We start from the raw sequence: 1,542 nt of genomic DNA, 5'->3' as shown, positions 1-1,542 counted from the left end.
GGGCGACGGCGGACGCGCTCAATACGTACCTGCACGACGAGCGCGCCGCGCAGCGGATCTTCACGCGGCTCCAGCAGGAGGTGGATCGCACGCTCGGCATCGACGACGCCATCGCGCCGTACTCGGCCGACGACATCGCCGCCGTGTTCGGGCCGCGGCTGCGCCACTGCATCGCCGAACACTTCGCGGCACCGGACGTCGCGGACCACGCGGTCCGTTGACGCGCGGCGCGCCGGGCGCGACCCGCCGCGCCGTCCTTCATGTCCTTCACGTCCTTCATGCATCCAGACAGGGGCTACCATGCGTACCACTTCGCTTTCAGCCTATCAGTACCGCTTCTGGCTCGAGTGGCAGCTCAATCCGCACTCGTCGGCCTATACGACCGCGCTCGTCTACCGCCTGTCGGGTCCGCTGGACCGCGACGCGCTGCGGCGCGCACTGGATGCGTTCGTCCACGAGCATGACGAAGGATGCCGCAGCACGTTCCGGATGGGCGACGCCGGCGTGGTGCGGGACGTGCACGACCGCGTGACGGTCGCGCTCGACTACCGCGACGCGCGGGCGGCGCCGGCGCTGGACGCCGCCGAGGCCGACGCATGGATCGCCGCGCGCGCGGCGCACGTGTTCGCGCTCGACGACGCGCCGCTGTTTCGCTTCGCGCTGTTGCGCGAGGAGGCCGACGTGCACCGGCTCGTGCTCAGCTTTCCGCACATCATCTCCGATGCGTTTTCGGCGGTGTACATCAACCAGCGGCTGACGGCGCTGTACAACCATGCGCTCGGCGTGGGCCCGGCGCCCGCCCGCACGTTGCGCGGTCTCGGCGAGCAGCTCGCGTTCGAAGCCGCGTACCGCGCGTCGCCGCGCTACGACGACGACCTCGCCTACTGGCTCGGTGCGCTGGCGCACGCGCCGCTCGGGCTCGAGTTCGAGGCATCGGCATCGGCATCGGCATCGGCATCGGCATCGGCCGCTCCGGGCGACGGGCGCATCCACCGGCTGCGCTTCGACGCGGACATCACGCGCCGGCTGCGCGCGCGTGCCCGCGCGAGCCGCTCGACACCGTTTCTCGTGCTGTCGAGCCTGTTCGCGATCGCGCTGGCCCGCTGGCAGGACGTGCGCGAGCTGGTCGTGACCTATCCCGTCAACATGCGCTCGCCGGGTTTTCGCGATGCGAGCGGATGCTTCGTGAACAACCTGCCGATGACCTTTTCGCTGCGGCAGGGCGACACGTTCATCGACATCGTCGCGCGCACCACCGCCCAGCGTGCGGAGGCCAAGCGCCATCAGCAGCTGTCGCTGACCGACCTCGTGACGGCGCTGCGGCGCACGCGCTCGCTGGCCGATGCGCCCGTCTTCAACGTCGGCGTGACGGAAGCGTTCTTCGTGCAGGACGCACCGCTCGCCTTCCACGGCGTGCAGGCGGAATTGCTGCCGGCGGTCGCCGCCGAGCGGCCGTTCGACCTGAACTTCGCGTATCAGCTGACGCCCGACGGCCTGCACGTGAATCTCGAATACGACACGGGCCGCGTGCCGGCCGCGCGG

The 1,542-nt window shown here is 70.6% G+C and carries 1 protein-coding gene and 1 pseudogene; both read left to right on the top strand.

Annotated elements, in window-relative coordinates:
* Positions 1–221 (top strand): annotated as a pseudogene (locus G3N96_RS38580) (hypothetical protein); the annotation flags it as partial.
* Positions 222–300: 79 nt separating this feature from the next.
* Positions 301–1,542, top strand: a 1,242-nt coding sequence (locus G3N96_RS38575; RefSeq protein ID WP_241023038.1) for a condensation domain-containing protein, incomplete at its 3' end; no start/stop codon positions are given.

Source organism: Burkholderia sp. Se-20373 (genome assembly GCF_017104705.1).
Taxonomy (GTDB): Bacteria; Pseudomonadota; Gammaproteobacteria; order Burkholderiales; family Burkholderiaceae; genus Burkholderia.
The sequence above is the reverse complement of the archived record's forward strand: the minus strand, read 5'-3'. Positions and strand labels throughout refer to the sequence as shown.